The 22,586-nt window shown below is 62.1% G+C and carries 15 protein-coding genes and 1 pseudogene; 1 reads left to right on the plus strand and 15 read right to left on the minus strand.

Going from position 1 to position 22,586, the window contains the following annotated elements; genetic code table 11:
- Positions 1-209: 209 nt before the first annotated feature.
- The 6 genes and pseudogenes from M2320_RS11360 to M2320_RS11385 form a co-directional block, all read right to left on the minus strand.
- A pseudogene (locus M2320_RS11360) lies at positions 210-568 on the minus strand (hypothetical protein); the annotation flags it as partial.
- 72 nt (positions 569-640) lie between these two features.
- A complete protein-coding gene (locus M2320_RS11365) occupies positions 641-1,492 on the minus strand; it encodes a class I SAM-dependent methyltransferase (protein WP_264597371.1) in 852 nt (283 codons plus the stop codon).
- Positions 1,493-1,749: 257 nt separating this feature from the next.
- Entirely contained in the window at positions 1,750-2,295 is a 546-nt protein-coding gene (locus M2320_RS23250; protein ID WP_319801431.1) for an acyltransferase, read from the minus strand.
- Positions 2,296-2,299: 4 nt separating this feature from the next.
- A complete protein-coding gene (locus tag M2320_RS11375) occupies positions 2,300-4,516 on the minus strand; it encodes a glycosyltransferase (RefSeq protein ID WP_264597372.1) in 2,217 nt (738 codons plus the stop codon).
- 60 nt (positions 4,517-4,576) lie between these two features.
- Positions 4,577-8,092: a glycosyltransferase gene (locus M2320_RS11380; RefSeq protein WP_264597373.1), complete on the minus strand. Its 3,516-nt coding sequence runs from the start codon at positions 8,090-8,092 to the stop codon at positions 4,577-4,579.
- Between the two features lie 343 nt (positions 8,093-8,435).
- A complete protein-coding gene (locus tag M2320_RS11385) occupies positions 8,436-8,699 on the minus strand; it encodes a hypothetical protein (protein ID WP_264597374.1) in 264 nt (87 codons plus the stop codon).
- Between the two features lie 101 nt (positions 8,700-8,800).
- Here M2320_RS11385 and M2320_RS11390 point away from each other — a divergent pair, with 101 nt between their 5' ends.
- Positions 8,801-9,385, plus strand: coding sequence for a hypothetical protein (locus M2320_RS11390; protein ID WP_264597375.1), 585 nt, complete (start codon positions 8,801-8,803; stop codon positions 9,383-9,385).
- A gap of 274 nt (positions 9,386-9,659) precedes the next feature.
- Here M2320_RS11390 and M2320_RS11395 read toward each other — a convergent pair whose 3' ends face one another.
- The 9 genes from M2320_RS11395 to nifB form a co-directional block, all read right to left on the minus strand.
- Positions 9,660-11,984, minus strand: a complete 2,325-nt coding sequence (locus M2320_RS11395) for a fatty acid cis/trans isomerase (protein WP_264597376.1) — start codon at positions 11,982-11,984, stop codon at positions 9,660-9,662.
- Between the two features lie 98 nt (positions 11,985-12,082).
- A complete protein-coding gene (locus tag M2320_RS11400) occupies positions 12,083-12,946 on the minus strand; it encodes a polyphosphate kinase 2 family protein (RefSeq protein ID WP_264597377.1) in 864 nt (287 codons plus the stop codon).
- 107 nt (positions 12,947-13,053) lie between these two features.
- Positions 13,054-14,268, minus strand: coding sequence for an acetate/propionate family kinase (locus M2320_RS11405; protein WP_264597378.1), 1,215 nt, complete (start codon positions 14,266-14,268; stop codon positions 13,054-13,056).
- 1 nt (position 14,269) lies between these two features.
- Entirely contained in the window at positions 14,270-15,250 is a 981-nt protein-coding gene (locus M2320_RS11410) for a bifunctional enoyl-CoA hydratase/phosphate acetyltransferase (RefSeq protein ID WP_264597379.1), read from the minus strand.
- A gap of 12 nt (positions 15,251-15,262) precedes the next feature.
- On the minus strand, positions 15,263-17,857 hold the full coding sequence (locus M2320_RS11415) for a plasma-membrane proton-efflux P-type ATPase (protein WP_264597380.1): 2,595 nt from the start codon (positions 17,855-17,857) through the stop codon (positions 15,263-15,265).
- Positions 17,858-17,891: 34 nt separating this feature from the next.
- Positions 17,892-20,174 (minus strand): DUF3141 domain-containing protein, encoded by a 2,283-nt coding sequence (locus M2320_RS11420; RefSeq protein ID WP_264597381.1) that lies wholly within the window; start codon positions 20,172-20,174, stop codon positions 17,892-17,894.
- Positions 20,175-20,469: 295 nt separating this feature from the next.
- Positions 20,470-20,820, minus strand: a complete 351-nt coding sequence (locus M2320_RS11425) for a HesB/IscA family protein (protein ID WP_264597382.1) — start codon at positions 20,818-20,820, stop codon at positions 20,470-20,472.
- 129 nt (positions 20,821-20,949) lie between these two features.
- Positions 20,950-21,138, minus strand: coding sequence for a 4Fe-4S dicluster domain-containing protein (locus M2320_RS11430; RefSeq protein ID WP_184427669.1), 189 nt, complete (start codon positions 21,136-21,138; stop codon positions 20,950-20,952).
- 24 nt (positions 21,139-21,162) lie between these two features.
- Positions 21,163-22,584 carry a nitrogenase cofactor biosynthesis protein NifB gene (gene nifB / locus M2320_RS11435; protein WP_264597383.1) on the minus strand — a complete coding sequence of 474 codons (1,422 nt, stop codon included), beginning with the start codon at positions 22,582-22,584 and terminating at the stop codon, positions 21,163-21,165.
- Positions 22,585-22,586: the final 2 nt, after the last annotated feature.

Here is a 22,586-nt window from a genome sequence, read left to right on the forward strand (position 1 = left end):
GATAGGCGCGCTCCTGTCAGCTTTCACGCCGCAAGAGTGCGCCAATTTCTTCGCCGCAGCAGGATATGATCCGGATTAAGTCGAATCCGCTCTAATGTCGGATGGCTAGTGGCGCGATGGTTTCATCAAGCTTCGTTTGGGCCATAGCCGCTCGGCGCTGTCATCCTACCCGAATTCATTTTCGCCAAAGCGGGGCCCTGGCGCTTCATTCAGCCGAGTTTCTTCGGTCCGCCTCTCATTGGTTTTGAACCGCGCCGGGCCGTTTTGTTCACATCAGGCGCGATAGCGGTCTGATTGAAGGAGGCGTCATAACGCGCCTCCCACTCGGCTGGCGGGATCTTGCCAATCGGCTCCAGCAGCCTTCGGTGATCGAACCAGTCGACCCGAACTCGACAGCCTCAAAACTCCGCCACGGCCCACGCCGTTAAATCACCTCGGCCTTGTAAAGCCCGTTGAGCGTTTTGGCGATCGCATTGTCGTAGGAATCGCCAACTCTGCCGACTGACGGATCGATGCCGGCCGCCGCCAGCCGCCGCCAGCCGCTCAATGTCAGCCCATAACGGCTGCCGAGATTGACCAGCGCCGCAATGCCGCCGGTTTCGTTGCCGAGATCGAAATGACCTCTGATCACACATGCATCTCAGCCATCTTCGGCGATATAGAGTTCGTGGGATGTCGGGAACCGATTCACTACGCCACTGACCTTCCTGCCGATCACATTAGCCGTATCGCATCGAAGCTCGGGAGCGCCTATAATCTGAATAATCTTTCCGATATCTTCTTGTGAAAAACCATAGTCGTTGACGGGATATGAACTGTCCGTCGCCATCAGCGTAATTTCGAATCCAGCGGCCGACATCATCTCCCCAAGCGTGAAAGGCGTATACTCGCGATTGTGGCGCTCATACAATCGCTCGATACCGAAAGGTCGGCGGAAATGCTGAGCAATTCCAGCCGGCTGAAGTCGTCCAAGCTTGAGGAAGTTTTGAATTGAGGCTGAATTTGGCGTGGAAATAAACAAATACCCTCCCGGCTTGAGAATTCGATTTGCGCCAGCAAACAAAGCCATCGGGTCCATTGCCAAATGCTCGACAACCTCACAGGCTATAACGACATCATACGACTCTTCGGGAAGAGGCCAAATGTCTTTTTCAACATTAAAGCCGTATTCCTCTACGGTGTAACACTTGCCGTTGACGCCGATAGTCACATCCCGCCGACTCTCTGGGTTGGCGTATGTCGCCAACGTCAGGTTCTCTCCAAATTCTTGACAAAAAAAAGCAGACATTCCATAGGGACTTGCTGCGAGTTCAAGAACTTTCATTTTGTCGTTAAACGGTATATTCCCCAAGGCATTCAGGGTTATCGCATATCTTTGGCTGTGGACATCGTGGTAACGCATTGCGTTTTCTTGGTCAGAAAATGGCAGCGTCACCGTTTTGAGAAATTCCTTAATGTCGGCGCCGGTATGCTTTTTTCGTGCAAGTTCCATTCGTAATTCCTTTGAACTTTTGCACCGCAAAATCGCAACAAAAAGCGTAAACGTCGCCGTCCACGCCATTGTCACTGCAAACGAACGTTTCCATATCAGTGCGGAACCGTCAATATAGGGGAATTGTTGACGTCCTGCATTTGACAGCGTCCGCCCCTTGACTATCTGATAACTTATTTTCGGGGGAGTTCAAAGCCCGAACCGGCTTGCGACGGGCGACGTCGTGCAAAATGCGCGCAGCGCCCGGTGGCGTTGCTCTATTGGACGTCCGTGTCGAAATAAGGAAAGTACTTCGTCTTGTAGCGCAAGTCGCGCGATCTCTCGCCGATCTTCCGCGCGGGGTTGCCGCCCACGATCGTATAGGGCGCCACATCCTTGGTCACGATCGCGCCCGCCGCGACGACCGCCCCCTCCCCGATGGTGACCCCCGGCAGGATCACCACGCGCGCGCCGATCCACGCATGGTCCATGATCGCCACCGGCCGCTCCAGGCATATGAAATCTGGGTGCTGCGGATCATGCGTCAGTGTCTGAATGATGCTGTAGTGCGAAATATTGACATTGTTACCGATATACAGAGGCACGCGCCCATCCAGATAGGCAAATCTGTTGATCGCGGTGTTGTTTCCGATTTTGATCCGCGAGCCTGTGATGAAACAATGCGTGGCGATGCTGGTGTCCCTTCCGATCTGAAGACCGAGACGTCGCAGATACCAGTGCCTGACCGAATAGGGCGCGAACTTCAGCATGACGTTGTTGGCTATCAGCCATTTGAGCGCCAAAATGAACGACGACATGTTCATCGGTTCACTTCCGAGTCCGTTCCGAGGCGACAGCCTCGAAAATCGGGAAATAGGAGTCGACCACCTGAGAGAAGTCGTATTTTTTCAATATCTTTTCGTGTCCTCGCTTTCCCGCCCGCTTCCAGTGTTCGGCATTCTTGAAAAAGGACATCATGCCCTGCGCCAGATGAGCGGCCGTGCGAAAACTGCGTCGATTGTAAGCAATGTCGTCGAGTAATTCGGAATAGAGAGCTCCTGTTTCGCCGTATTCGTTCGGCAGCAGAATGCCGATGTCGCCGCCCTCGATGACATCTGCGGCGCCTCCGGTGTCGGTCATCAGAAGCGGCTTGCCGAAGAACATCGCCTCGTTCATCGCGATGCTCCACCCCTCGATCAGCGAAGGCAGCAGGAACGCGTCGCTGATCGCATGGAGCGGCGCCACTTCCGGGAAATGACCCGGCATCAGGATGTGGGACTCCAGTCCGTTTTCAACCAGATAAGCTTTGAGGGCATCGATATGCGGAGGAAAAATCGTGTTGCCAACGCAGAGGATCTTGATGCGCCTGGTCTTGGCGAGGACCAGCTTCATCGCCGCGGCCATCAGGTAGTGGTTCTTGTGGAGGTTGTACGAAGCCACGTTGAGGAAGACGTAGTCATCCGCGTTCAGTCCGAACTGCTCTCGCGTCAGCGGAGTTGCGGCGCGCGCGCGCGCGACGTGCTCGCCGACGATCAGGCCGTTCGGAATTGTCACGATCTTCTCCGGGGCCACGTTCAGTCGCGCCACCGCGTAATCTTTCGCCCGCGACGAGACTGAAATATACTTATTGACCAGCGCGTCGTCATTCCCAAAGTTTTTGAGCGCATCGCCGCTTAGGAATGCGTAGACATTGTGAATGAAGGTGATATTCGGAACGCCAGCGTCAGCGAAAACGGGATACCCGACTCGCGAGAAATGCGAAATCGCCAGCTTCACGGCGTGTTTCCGCAAGATGTCCGCGTAAAACTCCAGCGGCTTCTGCTCGGGCAACTGATAGACGGTAATGCCGTGACTGCGCGCGACTTCGCCCAGAGCGCCGACCCGGCCGCACGAGACGATGATGGACTCAAGCCCGCGCTTCTTCATCAGGATCGATGTGTCGAGGACGACTTTTTCGAGACCGCCGCGATCGAATGCCGATAATTCCACCACGATCGGGCCGCCCTTGAGCGGCGGCGTTTTCGGAGCGGCCGGACGGGCCGCCGCGGCTTCGGACGCGCGGTTCGAATGATAGCATCCCTCGGGCTCGGCGCCGTACAGCAAGACGGCCCTGTCCTCGGGACGCTCCAGATGGTCCATGAGCAGGACGTTGACTTGTGCGTCGCCGAGCGCCCAGCCGAAAAACTCTTCCCGCGTCGAAAAACAATTGCGTTTGGCCATCAGGAAGGGAAGCAGGTTGCCGAAGCCCTTGTCGGTGAGGGCGACGTCCAGCAAGCCAAGGATCCTTGGGTCGAGACTGTTGCGCCTCAGCAGGCAGTTGGCGAGCGCCTCAGCCAGCACGCAGGCGATTTCCACCCTGACCTTGAGAATATTTTCCTTGATCGTGTTGGTCTGGTGAATGCGGTAATTCACATGTTCGAACTCATGGTCGTACAAGACCACGCCGTTGCGCATGGAAGCGAAGCAGAAGTCCAGATCGTGACAATAGCGGAGCGGCTGGAATCCGCCGTTGCGCGCCCACAGCGACTTGTCGAACACCATGTTCGACGTCGTGACCGCAAAGTTTTCGTTGACGAGCGCGACATCGAGCTGCCCGGCCGCGCCGAGAAAGCGATGCGCGCGCTCGAGCCAGTCGACGGCTCCCCCTTCGACGATCGCGTCGCCGGCATGGTCGATGAGCGCGACGCGGCCGAAAATCATGTCGACGTCCGGATTGGCGTCGAACAGCTCGGCGCAGCGCTGCAGCTTGCCCGGTCGGAATTCGTCGTCCGAGTTCAGGACGGCGACGAAGCGGGAGGTCGCAAGATCGATACAACGGTTGATTGTCGTATGCGCGCCCGCGTTCGGCTGCTGCAAGACGGTCGCGCAGGGGTGATCTTTAAGCAGCTTGCGCGCGACGACGGCGCCGTCATCGCGCGACCCGTCATCGATGATGATGATTTCCCGGGCAGGCAATGTCTGCGCAAGCACGCTGTCCAACGCCGACCCGACATAGGCCTCGTGATTGTAGAGGGGAATGACGACAGTAAAATCGACGCTGGCCATAGATTGCTCTTCAGGAATGAAATCTCCGGGAGGCGGCCGGCCGGCCGCCAAACGGCGAGGTCATGCGTGCGTTGGGGAGGCCGCCTTGCGGCCGTCGATTTGAGCCATCATGTCCTCGACAATGCGCCGCCCGGAGTCGAGCGAGTACGCATCGGCGATGAACGCGCGCCCCTTGTCGGAAAGACCGCGCCAGAGAACGGGATCATCATACAATTCGACGATTCGATCGGCAAAGCTTTCGCTAAGATCCGATACCAGAACCTCGCGCCCGTCCGTCAGCCCCATGCCTTCCGCCGCGATCGTCGAAACGACGCAGGGAACGCCGTGACCTAGGCTCGAAACCACCTTGCCCTTGGCGCCCGCGCCGTAGCGAAGCGGCGCGACGGTGAGGCGGATTTGGCTGAGTTCCCGTTCGAGATCGGCGACATAGCCGACGAAATCGACACCGGGAATGTCGCGCGCCTTCATTTCGTCCGGCATGTTGGAGCCGATCACCCTGAAACGGACGCCAGGGCGGAGCGCGGTGACGCGCGGCCAGATCGTCTCGAGGAAATTGTTGACGGCGTCGACGTTGGGCAGGTGCGAGAACCCTCCCACGAAAGCCACGTCGCGGCGCTGCTCGAAGGGCGGGATTTCGCCCCCCGAGAAGTCCCGGATCAGCGGAATGACGACAACATGCGCGGTCGGGGCAATCTCGGCCAGCAGATCCTTCTCGACTTCCGAAACCACGACGACGGCATCCGCGCGCGCGGCGAGCGCCAGCTCCCTTTCGCGCGTGCCTCGCGCCCGCTCCAACAGACCGGGATCATCGTTGATCAGGGCTTGCCGCTCTTCGCGAATGAAATGGAGATCCACCGTATTGAAGACGAGCTGGGCGTTCGGGCACAGCCGCCGCGCGGCATCCATCTGAGCGCCGCCAAAGTCCACGCGCGAGGCGAACACAAGCCTGATCCGCTCGTTGTAAAGGAACAAGTAATCCTCGATGAAGTCGAACTCGTTCGATCGGATGCACTTGACGCCCAGCTTGTTCAAGTTCCGGACGTAGGTGTAGTTGCTCGGCGCCAGATTGGCGAACTCCACCACCGAGATGAAGTGGACCTCGTACCCGAGCGACTGGAAAATCCTGACGAAGCTGATCTGGTCGAGTGATCCGGAATCCTGGTCCGGCCGCGGGAACATGGCGTCGATCATCACCACGATCGGCCCGGCGGACGCTTCGAAGCGCGCTGCTGTCGTAGGTGTCGCGACCGTGTCGCGCGGAACCCTGCCTTCCCGTTCGCCACTTTCGATGTAATGGGCGAGCGGATCGACGCCATCTTCCGCAATATCCTTGTAAGCCTTGAGATAGAAGTGCGGATCGAACGCCTCGCTCGCGCGCCGCGCTTCGCGGTAGCCGGCCTCGACATAATGGATCAGCGGATTCATCCCCGCAGCCTTCACGTCCGGATTGGCGCGGAAGTAGTAGTTGGTGTTGAACATCGGGTGAGGATCGCGTCCCTCACGCCATCCCGCCATGATATAGTGAGCCAGCGGGTTGCGGCCGCAAGCGACAATCTCGGGATTGTTCTGAAGGTAATAAGCTGAATCGAAAAGCGTGTTGGCGCTGCAGAAGATATTGTCCAGCCAATGCAGCAGCGGATTGCGTCCGCTGAGGCGGACGTCCGCGTAGCGTTCGCGATATTTGTTGGTGCTGAACAGGGGATGGGGATCGAAGCCCTTCTGCGCCCCCCATTGCAGGTAATGGAGCGCCGGGCAGGACGCCAAGTGCCGAGCTTCGGGATGATGGTCCAGGTAATAGCGTGTGTCGAGGAGCGGATGAACGTTCTTCTCCTCATATCGGCCGATGCGAACGAAATGCGCCAGCGGCGACAGGCCCGATCCCGCCACATCCGGATACATGGCTATGTATTCGTTATTCCTCAGGAAAGGAAAATCGGCGAGGTGGTCGGTATGACCCATCAGATATTTCAGGATGCGGTCCTGCCGGCCATCGCGAGACACGCCCACCAGCGACGGATCGAACTCGTCAAGGAACTGCTCGATCACCTTGGAGTCCCGATAAAGCTTCCTCGCCCATCGGTTGTGAAGTCCGACGGCCCGGAGGATCTTCCCGCCCAGCGTCCGCGACTTGCGGATCTTCCGCTTCATCCGCTCGAACTGCTTCTCCTGCAAGCCGTGGGTCCGCGACAGGTCCGCCCTCAGCGCCGCCGCCTCCATAGAAGCCGCCAGCATCGTCGATTTGGCGGACCGGCCCTCTTCCTGAGACGAGCCGAGTTTACGCGTGAGGGCGCTCACCGCATCGTCGAGACGTTCGATCTCCTGCTGGAGCGCGTCTTCGGCAGACGCGGCCGCCTGCAAGGCCGTGCGCGTCTGTGAAAGCTCGCTCCTGGACGATGCGAGTTCCTGGGCGCGAACGCTCGCCTCGTCCTCAAACCTCGAGATCGCGGCCTTGTGGCTTTCAGCTTCCAGCCGCAACGCCTGTTCCGCCCCGGCGCAGGCCGCCAGGGCGGCCTGCGCCTCCGAGAGCGCGCCATCAAGCCGTCCCCTGCAGTCCTCGAGCGCGCGCTGCAGAGCGTCGAAGCGATCGGGCGAAAAGTCGCGGGTGCGTTCCCTGATTTTCTCGAAGCCAGGACTCGCGGCGCGAACCTCCTGAAGCATCTGGTCGAGACGGGCCTGCTTTTGCTCGGTCCCGACTTTCTCGATTTCCCGCTTCAGAACCGCCATAAGCCCCTTTTCGCGCAGGAGAAGGGGAGAACGCAGCAGCATCGGCCACAGAGATGGGATTTCGATCGCATCGCGAATGTCACGCGCGAAAATGTCGCGCGCATGACTGATGTCATCAGCAAAACAGCAAGGTATTTTGAGGAGAGCCGAAAAATCCTCCCATTTAAACGGCAGATCCAGATGGCCGTTCGACCAGTAGGCGAAAGGCTTTTCATAAGCAGCCGCGGTCACGGCGCCGTGCAGCGCCCCACAAAGAACGAAATCGGCCGAATAGACGGCGTCGATAAATTCGAGAATTGCCGCTTTTTCCTTTCGCAAATTCGGCCGCAGCACAAGATCGCACCCGGATTGCGAAAGAAAGAACTGGTCAGAGCGCTTGTCATTGTAGTGCGGAATACAAACAGTACGTCCGACAAAGCGAGCATTTTCTCGGGGCGTGTATAGAGCCGGCAACAGCAGCCCAGGTTCGCCCATCGGCGTGGCGGCGCCAAGATTCAGATCGGAGGCCGATCGCGGGCCACGCACGGCGCGAATGTCGGCCACCGACCTGGCTGCCTCGCTCAGGCTCCCCGGCTCCCTGACGCCGCAACCCCAGTAAACGATCTTGGTCGATTCGTTGGCGCGCCAGCGGCTGAAGCCATCGCGCTCAATTGGGCCATTTACAGAAACGAGGCCGTCGGCGATCGTGCTGCCCACAAGGCGTATATCAACATCACCAGCCGAGAAATCATAGAACAACTCGTCGAGCAAGACGAGCGTTAACGCATCGCCGAAGTTCCACTCGCTCAGATCAGAGCTCCAGAATTTGATGTCATTTGAATAACGTGGACCTTCAAACATCATCTTTTCCATCGCCCATGTTTTTCTCGACGGTCTTTTGGTCAAGGCGCCAACTTGAACGCAACGGCGCCACCGAATGAAATTATCAAACCAATCTACGGCGTGCTCGACCGAGTAAATTCAAAACCTATTTCATCCGAGAATTTTGACATCAGCATATCCGTTTCGACGCTATTCTCAAGGGGACGCCGGGATGAAGCAGGAAGACAGGAACTTGAACCGCCACACGTATAAGCATCCTTGATCGTGAACGCAATGCGTTCGCCTCGCCCCCGGGGCAATCGCTCGAATGCTGCGGGGAGCCCGGCTTAGGATTTGCTGCGATTCATAGAGGGCGTCGAATCATTTAGGCCTTTCATGTCCAAGACGCCGCGCGCCCGGCGCGAAGCCGGCGCAGCCGAAAAGCGCCAAAATTGAAAAAGTCGCAGCCTCTCAAGGGCGGCGATTCCGATGGCGTGGCAAACTCAAGCGGCATCGACAACACGATCATGCCCGGCTGAAAGGCCGGCTTTGGCATTGCGGATTCCGATTCAAAGTGTTCAAAATTGAAAATCTTGAATAAAGTCACAAATTCTGAGACCGCATCCCTGGCAATCGAACAGCGAGATGGTCGAAGCATCCCGCGTTCCAGGACTGGCCTTTCCGGCGTCGATGTCCTATCCAAAATGTTCTGAGAGACAGCAGCGTCAACCGAGCTCCGGAGGGCATGGAAAAATGCAAATGATTCCCTTCTACGAGCTTAGCTCGGAAGAGCGCCAAGCCCTCACCGAAACGGCCATTCGCGAAAAGCGGACGTTGCTGGAGCGCTGGAAAGCTCTGGACAAGCCGGAGGCGCAACACTGGAGCGCTCGCGCGGCTCTGGCGGCGGAATTTCTCAAAGATCATGCCTGCGTAGCAGATTTCGGCTGCGGGACCATGGATCTGGCTCATCATTTGCTGCCACAGCAGCGTTACATCCCCGTGGATGTCGTCGCGCGCGACAGCCGAACCCTGGTCTGCGACTTGAATACGCAACTCCCGCCAGACACGGGAGCGACCGCCGCCGCGCTTCTCGGCGTTCTGGAATATCTCCACGAGCCGCTCTTGGTCTTGAAACACTTGCAACGGCGCTACAAGCTGCTGGTGACGAGCTATTGCATAACGGACGCTCCAAACCCGCTCTCGAACCGGCGCGAGCATGCCTGGGTCAATGACTTCAGCGAGATTGAAATAAAGGACCTTTTCATTCAGGCGGGCTGGCATGTCGAGGATGAAAGATTGGTAGACGACATCCAGAAAATTTGGCGCTTGAAGGCGAGCATCTAGCACGACGGCAGCCCCGCGCCCGAGGACGCGAGCGACCGCCCTGCGCCTGTCTATGGCGAGACAAAAAGAAGACCGCTCAAACATTCGATGTCGACGATCCATAAAAAGTCGTCGTCGCCGAAGGGATCGCCGCCCGCCTTGCCCGACCTCACAGCCGTCTTGCGAGCGCCCGGGACCTCAGTTTCGCTGCGAAGTTCAGCTTTCGAGCAAGCTCACGATCGACAACAGCGTGACGATCGCGGGCGAGCCGGCAATCTCGCCAAACCATTCCTCGTCAGTAAACGGAATCGAGCAGATCGTAATAGGAGAGGTCGAGGAAACCCGCCTCCTCGCCGCGGCGCCTGAAATTCCATGCGTTGAACCAGTCGAGCGCGGGCCAGAAGCGCGCGCTGTTGCGCAGCACGCCATAGCGGTTGCGCAACGCCGTCCAGTCCTCGAGGCTCTGGACCGCGCGCAATTCCTTCAGGAAGGCCGGCGCGTCGGCAAGATCGAGCTCCATGAACAGGTTGGGGAAACCGCCGACCAGGGTGGGATAGACGCTCATCGTGTCCTCGCCGGGCAGCGCCTCGCCGTTCTGGAAGAACAGATCGAACTGCGTCTTGTAGATACGATTGGCGATCAGCGAATAGACCCTGGACTCCGAACCATTGTTCAGCCGCAGCAGCACGACGCTCGGGAGAAAGCGCGGGAATTTATAGGCTGTGGTCTGGGTCAGCAGCGAGACCGCCTCGTCCCATTGGGCGAAGCTGCGAATCGGCGCATCCAGCGCGATCTTCGGCTTGATCCAGGGGTTCAGCCGGTCGACGGGTCCGCTGACCTCCGGGCCCATATGCGCCTGGAGACGCTCGACCAGCTCGAGCAAGGGGCGGTCGCCCGTCGCGACTCCACCGGGCAGGTTGCGGTCGGCGAAGGGGACCACGGAACGTCCAAGCGCGCCAATGACGCCCTGTGACAAGCGCTGGCGGATCGGTTCGCGGTCCTGCCGGGGCAGCAGCAGCAAGAAATTGTCCTCCATCTCCTGGCGAAGGAAATTGAAGAACACCACCGTCTCGATCTTGCCTAGATCGCCCTGCCAATATTTGTAGCTCGCGACCGTGTCATAGTAGAGCCGCTCGAAGCCGCTGTAGCTGATCAGCCATTGGCTCGGGGGGACGCCGCCCTGCCGGCCCTTCATCACGGAGACATTGGTCTCGTGGCGCAGGACCGTGAGCCAGGCGTTCGGATTGCTGCGCCCGCCGTTCCACACGGCGTCGATACTCAGCCCCTCGGGCGTCAGTTTCTTCTGCGCCTGGGCATAGGCGACCGCATATTCGGCATTGCCGAACGGCGAGCGGTCCATCATCGTCGCCCAGGTCTCCAATCCCAATTTCGGGTCCTGCACCGAGGGGTCGTAACGCGGGTCGAGGAAATAGACCCAGAACTGGTCCTTGACCGCATAGGTCGCGATCTGGCCCAGGCACACCGGGCCATAGGTGATGCCGCCGACGATCACCTCTGAATTCTCCAGCAGGAACAGCGCGCGGGCCTCCGCCGGAATGGCCCGATAGATCAGGAACGGATTGCCGACGCCCCAGGGCGGGTCCATGTCCTGGCTCGCATCCCAGGCGCGTCCGAGAAAAAGCTCTTTGAGATGGGCGAGCGATTTTTGGTTCAGGCGCCAGACGAAATGGTTTTTCTGCATCCTGGGCGCGGTGACTTTCTGCAGGCGATACCAGAATCTGTCGGCCTTCGCATAGGCGTAGGGGTCGTCGTAGGGGAGCGGCGTGTCGATCACCTTGATCCCGGGATCGCCGGCGCCGCCGCTCGCCGCGCGGGCCGGCGGAGTCTCGGAGCGGACCAGGCGGAAGAAATCGCCGGGGCTTTCCTCCAAGACGATGCTCGCCTGATAGACGTGGTCGAAAATGTAGCGGGCGACCAGCCGGTTGCGCGGATCGGGATCGTTGAGAAAATCCTCCCATGGGGCGACCGCTGCCTCTTGGGCCACCGCGCCGGCCTGGCGCAGCTCCTCCGGCGTCGGGCCCGGCGACCCCTCGGCCACCCAGGCCTCGAGTTTTTGCAGGTCGGCGGCGTCGAGGGCCGGCAAGCCGAACGGCATGCCCGCGGCGGGATTGGCGTCCAGGAAGGCGTCGAGGCTTTTGGGGTCCGCCGGGCAGGCGTGGTCATAGCGCTTCGCGTAAAGCGACATCACCGCCTCGCGGGAAAAGCCGGGCTGGTTATGCCGGGCGCCGGCGGTCACCATCTTGTGCAGCAGCGACCGGTTCAGACGGTCCGCCGCCGTCCCCTCGCGGTCGAGAACGGGATAGAAGCCGCGCTGGCGCCATTGCGCAGTGGTCTCGACCACATCCATGCCGACGCGCGGGCTCGCATCGAGGCGACTGCTATAGGGATTGACGCCAAATCCGCCCCGGTCGACGCCGCGGAACGAGTCGAGCTTGACGTTGCACGGCGAACCCAGACAGCCGTGACAGGCGATGCAGCGGCGGTTGAAGATCGGCTGGATGTCGTTGAGGTAATTGGGCGCGGCGGCGGGCGTCTGCGCGAGCGCGCCGGTCCCGTCCGCTCCCGACAGGACGACAAGTCCCACGACGAAAGCCGCCAAGACCCTGAAAATCCAAGACGGTCTCGCCTGATCGATGAAACGCCGCAGCGGCTTCGGGGGAACAGGGCAAGGGTCACGCATGCAATCGCCTTTTTGGACTATGTCGCCGACGCCAATCCGGTCTTGCCCTCTTTCTCGACCTGGCTGTGGTAGAGGCGCCGGATTTTCTGGAGGTCGACCGTCGGCTTCGGCGTCTTCAGCTCCATGTCGTCGAGCGCGTCCGCGATGATTTGCGACAGCGCGAGATTGCGGAACCATTTGTGGTTCGACGGGATCACGAACCAGGGCGCATGTTTGGTCGCGCAATTGGACAGCGCCGCCTCGAAAGCCTCGATATAATCGTCCCAGAGGTCGCGTTCGCTGTAATCGCTGGCGCTGATCTTCCACTGCCGCGCCGGGTCGTCGAGGCGCTGCTCGAAGCGGGCCAGCTGTTCCTCGGGCGAGATATAGAGGAAGAATTTCAGGATCGTCGTGTTGTTTTCGGCGGCGATCAACTTTTCCCATTCGTTGATGAAAGCGTAACGCGCCTTCCAGACGTTTTTGGGCGCGAGCTTGTGGACGCGCGTCACCAGCACGTCTTCGTAATGCGAGCGGTTGAAGATGGCGACGCGGCCGCGCGCCGGCGCGTGCGGATGCACGCGCCAGAGGAAATCATGGTCTCTTTCCTCCGGGGTCGGCTGTTTGAAGCCGGCGACATTGACGCCTTGCGGGTCCATGGCGCTGATCACGTGCCAACAGGCGCCGTCCTTGCCGGCGCCGTCAATGCCCTGCAGCACGATCAGCAGGCTATGGCTCCGGCTGGCGTAGAGCTTGCGCTGAAGCTTGGTGATCCGGGCGAGATTGCCGGCGAGTTCGCTCTTCGCCTCCTCCTCGGATTTCCAGTCGCCGTGAAAACCGGGATCGATCTCCGCAAGCTTGACCTTGGCGCCCGGGTCGACGATCAGCCGTTTCCTCAGGTTCATGGAACGCTCCTCCAGGCGACCGGCCGGCGGCGCGGACGGACAAAGCGCGAGGCGCGCACCGGCCTGTCACGCCAATGTCATGAAACTCAGACCTGTCTGCGCGCCGGTCAAGGCGCCTGCTGCCCGAATTGAGCATGCGCATCGGCCGCGGCGCCCTCAATGAGCGCCAGCGTGTGCCGCGCGATCATGATTTCCTCGTCGGTCGGAATCACCCAGGCGCGGACTGTGCTGCTTTCCGTCGAAAGTCGCGGGCCGTTGTTGGCGTTCGCCGCCGCGTCGAAATCGAGGCCCAGCCATTTCAGGCGCGCGCAGACGGCGGCGCGGATCGGCGCGGCGTTTTCGCCGATCCCGGCGGTGAACACGAAGGCGTCGAGCCCGCCAAGCAGCGCCGCATAGGCGCCGGCGAAATAGACGATGCGATGGACGAAATAATCGATCGCCAGTTTGGCGGCTGGAGAGTTGCTCGCCAGCAAGGTCCGCACGTCGTTACTGATCCCGGAAAGCCCCTTCAGCCCGGCTTCCTCATACAGCATGTGCTGCAGGCTCTTGTCGTCGTAAAAACCGCGTCGCAGCAGATAGAGCAGCGCGCCCGCGTCAATGGCGCCGCTGCGCGTGCCCATCGGCAGGCCCTCGATGCCGCTGAACCCCATGGTCGTCGCGATGCTCTTGCCGTCGAGGATGGCGCACATGCTGGCGCCCGAGCCTAGATGCGCCACGATCACCTTTTTCGCGCCGGCGTCGTAATGCGGCAGCGTGCGGTTGATGTAGTCGTAGGACGTGCCGTGATAGCCCCAATGTTTTACGCCGGCGTCGTGGACGGTTTTGGGGACCGCGTAAATCTGCGACACCTCCGGCATGGCGCGATGGAACGAGGTGTCGAACACGGCGACCTGCGGCAGTTCGGGATGGATGCGCGCAATCGCCCGCATGCCCTCGACCTCGGAGGGCTGGTGCTGCGGTTCGAGCATGGCGAGCCCGTCGAGATAATCGAGCGCCTCGGCGTCGACCAGCGCCGGCCCATGATAGCGCTCGCCGCCCTGGACGAGGCGATGGCCGCAGGCCGCGAGCGGAACCGCGCCGCGATTTTTATTGAGCCAGTCGAGCAGGACGCGCAGGCCGGTTTCGGCGTCGATGGGCTTGGGCCAGCTTTGCGCGCCGATCTCCGCGCCGGTTTTGTCGCGCACGACGAATCGCGGCGCGGTCATCATCGCCTCGATCTCGCCATGGCAGGACACGTCGAGTTTTTCGCCGCCGCCGTGCTGGTACAGCGCGAATTTCAGGCTCGATGAGCCCGCGTTCAGCACCAAAATCCCCTTGTCCATGTCACTCTCCCGAGGGCGAGTCGAGCAGGGTCTTGTCGCGGCGCAGCGCCTCGGCGACGATGACGGCGAGCGCCGCCGAAAGCGTGCGGGTTTCCGCACTGTCGGCCCGGCTGGTGAGGATGATCGGCACGCGGGCGCCCATCACGCAGCAGGCCGCCTGCGCGCCGGCCATGAACAAGAATTCCTTGTACATGGCGTTGGCCGCGTCGATGTTCGAGGCGATCAACACATCGGCGCAGCCGGCGACCGGCGAGTCGATTTTTTTGACCCGCGCCGCCTCGGGATCGACGGCGCCGTCGAGATCGAGCGGTCCGTCGACAATGCCGCCGACGATCTGGCGCCGGTCCGCCATTTTGGCCAGCGCGGCGCCGTCGACGGTCGACGGCATTTTGGAGCGCACCAGTTCGACGGCGGAAATGATCGCGACCTTCGGCGTCTCAATGCCGATAGCGCGGCCGAGGACGATGGCGTTCTGGCAAATGTCGCGCTTCTGGTCGAGATCGGGCGCGATATTGATGGCGGGGTCCGACAGGATGATGCGGCGGCCATAGGCGGGCGAAAAAATCAGCGCGCAATGGCTCAGCAGCCGCCCAGTGCGCAGGCCCGCCTCCTTCTGAACCACCGCGTGCAAAAGCGCGTCCGTGTGCAGGCTGCCCTTCATCAGCGTCTGCACTTCCCCCTTCCCCGCCATGCGGCAGGCAATCGCCGCCGCGTCCTCGGCGTCCGGCGCATCGACGATCCGGCATGTCGTCAGATCGGCCTTTTCCTTATCGGCCAGCGCGCGGATCGCGTCGGCGGGGCCGACCAGAACCGGCTCGATCAGCCCGTCCTGTGCCGCCTCCACCGCGCCGAGCAGGGCGTCGGCGCTGAGCGGATAGACGACGCCGGTCGGCAGCGGTTTTGTTTGCCGCCCGCGCGCGATCAGATCGTCGAGCCGTTGCGGGTGTTCGGCGATATGGCTGGGAATGGGCGTGTTCGCCATGGCTCCCTCCGTTCAGGCCAAAGGCATGGCGTTGGCCGTCAGCGGCGTCGGATTTTTCGGCGGCCGCGTCACCCGGTCGTAGACCATTTTTACGAGGTCGGTGAGCACGGTCCAGGCGATGACATAGGCCCAGACCACGCCGATCAGGCTCCAGGGCAGTTTCGGCACCAGGATGCCGAACCCGCACATCAAGACCGCGATCAATTGCGTCGCGACGATCGCCAGAAACAGCGGCGCAGACGGATAGGGTTTGGACAGCATCATCCGGCGCGACCGCACCACGAACAGCAGCATGTGGCCGCCGGCGGCGAGCTGCAGGAACAGCATGGTTTGCAGATGCGCGGGATCGACATGGATCCAGTTCATCATGATGGGATCACGCATCCACTCGATGCCGAGCAGCACCAGGCCAAAACTCTGCGCCGTCGCCATCAGGCCCATCAGTCCGGAGAAGACCAGGATGTGATGCATGTTCCAGCGCACCGGACGCGGCGCCGCCTTCACATTGTCATAGGCGATGGTCATGATCGGAATGTCGTCGAGCAAAGCGAGCACGACGATCATGATCGCGGTCAACGGCTGGATCTTGAAGATCACACTGGAGAGCACGACCACCAGCATGATCGCGATGGTCATGGCGATGCGGTAATAGACATAGCTCTGGATGCGCTCGAAGATGCATCGCGCTTCGATGATGGCGTTGACAATGGTCGACAGGCCCGGCGCGGTGAGGATCAGCGCCGCAGCGCTTCGGGCGGCGTCGGTGGCGCCGCTGACGGCGACGCCGCAATCCGCCTGTTTCAGCGCCGGCGCGTCGTTCACGCCATCGCCGGTCATGGCGACGATATGGCCGAGGCTCTGCAGGCTCTTGACGATCTCGAACTTGTGCTCGGGGAAGACGCGACCAAAGCCGTCGGCGCGCTCCACCGCATGGGCGGCCTCGATGGAGATGTTTTTCGGATCGGTGTTTTTGGGAAACACATCGCCGGCGACCAGCAGATGCGCGCCAATGCCGAGTTGGCCGGCGATCTCGCCGCCGATGGCGACATCATCGCCGGTCACCATTTTGACGCTCAGGCCGAGACGCTTGGCGCTGGCGATGGTTTGCTTGGCGTCGGGGCGCGGCGGATCGAGCAGCGGCAGCAGGCCGAGCAGGGTCCAGGTCTGGCCGTCGTCCTTGGAACTCGCCACGCCCAGCGCGCGATAGCCGCGCATCGCCAGTTCATGCACCTTGCCGTCATAGGCGCCTTCGGTGGCGGGGTCGAGATGGCAAAGCGCCGAAATCGCCTGCGGCGCGCCCTTGGCGTAGGACCACAGTTCGCCTTGCGTGTCCTTGACCACGGTGAGCGTGCGCTTGCTGACGGGATCGAACGGGACGAGTTTTTGCAGCGCGAATTTGTCGAGCGCTTCGGGATGTTTCACCGCGCCGAGCACGGCGAGGTCGATGGCGTCCTCGCTGTCGCGCTTGGTCGCCAGCGCCGCGGCGAAGACGATGTCGTCGGACTTGGCGCCGCCGAAGGGAATGGGGTCCGACAAGGTCAGCTTGTTCATCGTCAGCGTGCCGGTCTTGTCGCTGCACAAAATGTCGACGCCGGCGAGTTCGTCGATGGCCGACAGCCGGGAGACGATGGCTTTTTGTTTTGACAATGCCAGCGCGCCGAGCGCCAGCGTGACCGACATCACCGCCGGAAGCGCAACGGGCACGGAGGCGACGAGGAGGACGAGGACAAACTGCGCGATGTCGCCCGCCGCAGAAAGACTCCAGGCGCCCGGCTCGACCATGGTGCGATAGACTTGGACGCCGACCAGCAGCACGGCGAGCGCCGCCGCCAGCAGGATCAAAAAGTCACCGATCTGGACGACGGCTTTTTGCGAATGGGACATGGCGCCGGCGGAGGCGACGAGTTTGGCGGTGCGGCCGAAGAAAGTGGCGTTGCCGATGGCGGTGACGACGCCCTGCATGTCGCCCTGCTTGGCGACGCTGCCGGAATAGGCGGTGTCGCCGACCGCCTTGCTGACCGGCAGCGACTCGCCGGTGAGCGCCGCCTGGTCGATGGACAGATACGAGCCGCCGATCAGCAGCAGGTCGGCGGGCACGATCTCCCCGGCGACGACATCGGTGATGTCGCCGACCACGAGATCGGCGGCGTCCACATTGATCCACTTGCCGTCGCGCAGCACCCGCGCCTTCAGGGCGAGACCTTTTTTCAGCGCCGCGAGCGCGCTCGCCGCCTTGGCGTCCTGCCAAAAACCGACGCCCGCATTGTAGAGCAGCAGCGTGGTCACGACGATGAAATCCGGCCAGTCCCGGCGCAGCAGCGAGATGATCGCCGCCGCCTCGATCATCCAGGCGATCGGGCCCCAGAAATAGCCGAGCAGCTTGCGCCACAGCGGCTCCTCATGCGCGACAATGGCGTTGGGGCCGTTCTTTTCCAGCCGCGCCGCGGCTTCCGCCGCGCTGAGCCCCTTGGGACTCGTGTCGAGTTCGGCCAGTTTGGCGGTGATGGCGGCCGGCCCCAGCCGTCCCGGCTTCTGCTCGGCCCCCGCGTCCTCCTGGCCGGCGGAGGGTGTGTCGGGTTGCGCGATCTCAGCTGTCAGGGTCGCCATGGCCGGTCTCCACAAATCGCTCTGCGTCTACATGTCAGTCCTTCGGCGAGACGGGCGCGCCGAGCTTTTTCGCCGGCGCCTCGATCACTGGCGCGGCGCTCGCCTCGACCGCGCGCGGCGCCGGCGTTGCGAGAATCTGCTCGAGCACGCCGATGCGACGCGCCGTCTCCGGATGCGGCACCCCCGCCGCGGCGACGACCGCCCGGACTTCGCCGAGCACGGTCTTGCGGCTGGCGGCGTCGGGCGCCATGACCAGAAGGCTGCGCAGCGCATGCTCGGGATCGAGCTGCAGCGCAAAGAACTGGTGGCGCACCTTGGCTTTCAAATCCGCCTCGGTCATGTCGGCGCGTTTGGACGCGATCCGGCCCAGGGCGAATGCGGAGCGCTCGTCCAGGCTGCGCTCCGCCGCCAGCACGAACATCACCGCGCGCAGCATGGCCTCGAACGGGCCGCCCTTGTCGATGTCGGCGCGATAGCGCGCCATGGTCTGCGCGATCGCCTCGCGCTCCCCAGGGGTTTTCGCGCGTTGCGGGCGAACATTGTCGTCGGAGACGCCGACCATGGCCTGCACCAGCGGCGAGCCATAGATGGCGTAGAACAATTTCTCCTCGAACTGGTCGCGCGTGTCGCGAAACCCGTCCCAAAAGGCGGTGATCGCCTGCGCCGCCTGCTCCTGCATGAGCAGGAAGGGATTGTCGGGCGCCGCGGGCGCGCGCGCCGCGCGCACGCGTTCGGCCGCGCCAGCGACTTGCGCCATCCACGGCTTGTCCGAGGCGAACAGCGTATATTGCGCGCGCACCGGATTCATGGCGCGCATGGCCGCGGCCGCCTGCTCGCTCGCCAGGGAGCGGATCAGCGGCTGCAACACCGCCTTGTACATGGCGCGATTGATTTCAGACACCCGCTCCACCGCGGCGAAGGCGCGGTCATCCTCGGCGCTGTTGCGGCCGAAGGCGCGTATGTCGTCGAGCGTGCGCGTCTCGAAGCGGGCCAGGAATTCGCTGTCCACCAGATCGGCGCCCGCCTCCCCCTCCTGCTTGGGCGTGACCACCATTTCATAGAGACCGGGCGGCAGCACGTCGATGATGTCCATGGTCTGCATGAACGCCTGATGCTCGCGCAGCGCCACTTTGGGCGAGACGAAAATGGCGAGATGGCCGACTTTGGGATCAATGCAATAAACGATCACCTTGCCCTGCGCGCGGATGTCGTCCACGGACTCGTAGATGTCGAGAATCCAGCCCAAAGTCTGCTGCGGCGGGCTGATGTTGTCGCCGAGCGAGGTGAAGACGATGATCGGCGAGGTGACGTTGCGAATGTCGAAACGCCGGCCGTCCTCGGTGGCGATTTCGCCGCGCGCCAGCTTGTCGCCGATAAAATGCTTGTCGACGAGATATTGAATCTCGGCGCCGTTCATCAGGATGAAATCGCCCCACCATTTCTCGAAGCCGAGAAAGCGCGGGCCCTCCGTGTCGACATTCTTGTAGACGTTGTAGAGCTTGCCGAACAACGTGTTGGCGGGATTGAGATTGTCGAAATTCGAGATCAGATAGGCGCCGTCGAACTTGCCGTGTCCCAAATCGCTGGTCAATTCGGTGAGCCAGGAGCCGCCGAACAGGCCGCCGGCGTAGCGCATCGGATTCTTGCCATGCACGCCCTGCCAATAGGAGATCGGCGAACCCGGCATCAGGACGGGACCGAACAGGTCGGGCCGCAGCATGGCCACCATCAGCGTCTGGTAGCCGGCCTGGCAATTGCCGACGGCGAGCGGACGCGGGCTGTTGGGATGTAGCTCGGCGATGCGCTCGAAAAACGCCACCTGGCCCTCGACCACGTCGAAAAACGTCTGGTCCGGTTCGGGCTCGGCGGAAAAGCCGATGAAATAGACGGGGTGTCCGGCGGCGAAGGCGTCGCCGATCTCGCTGGCGGCGTGAAAGCCGCCGATGCCGGGCCCCTGCCCCGCGCGCGGATCGACGATGACGACGGGACGCTTGGCGGGATCGATTTTCGCGTCCGCCGGCGGGATCACCCGCGACAGCGCGTAATTGATCGGCTTGCGCAATGCGGCGCCGCTCATCAGGATTTCATGGTCGAAGGTCAGCACCGTCGCCAGGGGACGGCTGGTCATTTGCGCCTGCTCGTCGCCTCTTTGGCGCAGCACATCCATCAACAGCGCCGAGCGCTGCAGCGCGTCGACGACATAGGGTTGCAGCGACGAAAAGAACCGCGTGGGATCCTCGAATTTGGGCGCGAATGTGAAGGCGGAAAACGGGTCCGCCGCCTTGTCGGACGGCGCGGCTTGAGATGAATCTGTCATGGCGCAACTCCGAGGCGCTCAAGAACCTTAAGGTTGGGCTGACGATACGGCGCGCGGAAAAAGGCGACAATGAGGATTGCGGCAATTACGCTGCGGAACATGCTCAATCTGGGCGGGGCCGCGCATGGATGCGTAGCGCGGTCCGAGCGCTGTGGCGGCCTTGCGCGCCGACAGTGAGTCGCGTTTTTGAGGGTTCCGGCGGGGGAGCGCGTCCGCCTGTTCTTTTAACGCGTCGACGTGCGCCGGCGCGTCGATGTGTGTGGCGCCATCAGGGATGACGCGCCGAAACGCCCGATCAGGACGGTTTGGCGCAGGAGCAGGAGCCCGCCGGTTTTGACGCGCAACCGGCGGCCTGCTCTTCGGTCGGCAGCGTCAGCGCGAAATTGAAGCCGAGATTGTCCGGGTCGTCGGAATAATCCACGGTGGCGCCAGCCAGAATGGTCGCCGACTCCTGGTCGATGAAGACGCGGACGTCGCGAATTTCGACCACGGTGTCGTTGGGCGCCGGGTCCGGCTCGATATGCATGGAATATTTCGGGCCGGAGCATCCGGCTTCCGCCGTGATGCGCACGCCCTGCCCCTGCCTGCCATTGGCGAGCAGCGAGGCCTCGATCGCCGAAATGGCGGGGCGGGTGAGGATCAGCATGGTCTCTCTCCTGTCGGGAGGGCGCCCTGTGCAAGGCGCCCGGTTGTCTGCGTCGCCGGAGCCCTCGCCCGGAGGCGCCCGCGCGGCGGGCGCCTCGATGCGCGAGGAGCGGCGTCCTAGGCCCTGGCCTCACGCCTTGACGATGGTCTTTTCGACCGGGCAGACGCCGATGCAGCGCGGCTCCTCGCCCTCGCATTCCGTGCATTTGGCGGCGGCGATGGCGAAGCCGTCGCCCTTCATGGCGATGGCGGCGTTGGGGCATTCGAATTCACAGGCGCCGCAGGCGGAGCACTGGGAAGCGACAATCTTGTAGGCCATTTTTCTCTCCTTCGGTTTTAAGCTTTACGCATCGGCCGGCGCATCGGCGCAACGCTTGGCGTAAAGCGCGGCGATGGAGGGCTCGATGAACTCGTGGGCGTAATCGTCGATCGGCTCGATGCCGGCGGCCGCGAGTTCGCCCCACGGGCAGCCGCCGATCTTGGCGCACAGCATGGCGTCGCAATCGCGGATCAGGGCGACGATGCGCGACAGCGAGGAGTCCTCGCCCAGCCCGCCCTGGCAATACTGGTCGTCGATTTTCCGCGCGCCCAGAAAGGACACGCCGAGCGCGTCGGCGCGATAGATCAGGAATTCCTTCGCATGACCAAAATGCTGGTTGATGAGATTGTCGCCCTTGGTGGCGACGGCGACGGTCAGCACGCGACTGGGCTTGGTCTCCATGGGCTTGACCTCCATGCGGGCGAAGGCGGCGAGTTCGCGCTTGGCCTCGATCTGCCGGCGATAGGCCTCGCGCCGGGCGAAGTCGATTTCAATCGTCTCCGGCAGCTTGTCCAGCGTGAACTCCTGGCCGCGATCCTCGCCGAGCATGCCGACCGCATCGGCGCGGCACTGGCGGCAATGGCGCATCAGTTTTGTTCCGCCCTCGCAGGCGTCCTGCACTTTTTTAAGCTCTTCGGCGGTCGGCCCGCGCTGGCCGGTCAGGCCGAAATGCGTGCCATGGGCGGCGTCGGAAATCAGCGGCATGACATTGTGCAAGAAGGCGCCGCGTTTTTTCACCTCGCGGTTGACCTCAATCAGATGTTCGTCGTTGACGCCGGGGATGAGAACCGAATTCACCTTCACCAGCACGCCGCGCGCCACCAGCATGTCGAGGCCGAGCATCTGGCGCTCGTGCAGAATGCGCGCCGCCTCTAGGCCCTCGTAGCGTTTGTGCTGATGGAAAATCCAGGGATAGATTTTCGCGCCGATCTCGGGATCGATCATGTTGATGGTGATGGTGACATGATCGATGTTCATGGCGACGATTTCGTCGACATGGTCGGGCAGCGCCAGGCCATTGGTGGAGAGGCACAGTTTGATGTCCGGCAGCTCCTTCACCACGGCGTCAAAAGTCGCCTTGGTCTTCTTCCAGTCGTAGAGCGCATCGCCCGGCCCGGCTATGCCGAGCACAGAAAGCTGCGGCACGCTCGCCGCCACCGCCAAAACCTTTCGCACGCCCTGCTCGGGGGTCAGCCGCTCCGACACCACGCCCGGCCGGCTCTCATTGGCGCAATCATATTTGCGGTTGCAATAATTGCACTGGATGTTGCAGGCGGGCGCGACCGCGACATGCATGCGGGCGAAATAATGATGCGCCTCCTCCGAATAGCACGGATGGTTCTTGACCTTGGCCCAGACCTCCGGCGCCATATCTTCCGGCGCGGCGGCGGACCCGCAGGCGGAGGCCGAGCATCCGCCCGAGGCGGTCAGATTGGGCGACATCATTG

This window comes from Rhodoblastus acidophilus (assembly GCF_025961575.1).
GTDB lineage: Bacteria > Pseudomonadota > Alphaproteobacteria > Rhizobiales > Beijerinckiaceae > Rhodoblastus > Rhodoblastus acidophilus_C.